This is a genomic window from Mesorhizobium sp. M6A.T.Ce.TU.016.01.1.1, from assembly GCF_003997065.1.
In the GTDB taxonomy this organism is placed as follows: domain Bacteria; phylum Pseudomonadota; class Alphaproteobacteria; order Rhizobiales; family Rhizobiaceae; genus Mesorhizobium; species Mesorhizobium mediterraneum.
On sequence record NZ_RZTJ01000127.1, the window covers coordinates 1 to 468 of the forward strand.

Annotated in this window: 1 protein-coding gene; it reads right to left on the minus strand. The window is 61.1% G+C overall.

The features are described from left to right. The coding region (locus tag EOC94_RS33575; RefSeq protein WP_148128468.1) for a site-2 protease family protein at positions 1-382 on the minus strand (382 nt) is incomplete at its 3' end. Positions 383-468: the final 86 nt, after the last annotated feature.

Below are 468 nucleotides of genomic sequence, written 5' to 3' on the forward strand. Positions count from 1 at the left end.
GCGGCCCGGCCACCACCGTTGCCGCGCGCTTCCAGATCGGCTGCGTGTGGAAGGCGACCTTGCGCTCTTCCTCGGTCAGCGTTTCGATTTCTTCCGACGTGGGCTGGCTCGATGTGGCGTTCATGTCGCCGACGAATTTTACATAGCCGCCAAGCGGTATCGCACACAGTTTCCAGCGCGTGCCGTGGCTGTCGTTGAAGCCGAAGAGTTCCGGGCCGAAGCCGATCGAGAAGGCCCTGACGCCGATGCCGCACCAGCGCCCGACAAGGTAATGGCCCATTTCGTGGACGAACACGACCACGGTCAGCACGAAGAGGAATGGCACCAGCGTGCCGAGGACAAAGCCTTCTGTGCTGAAAAGCGCGTGAAGAATCTCGTTCAAGACAAACCCTCAAATTCTTCCACGGCGCAGACTGCGCCGTGACTGTGACACCAATCCGGGCGAATCCAAGGCGCACCGCGCAAAGG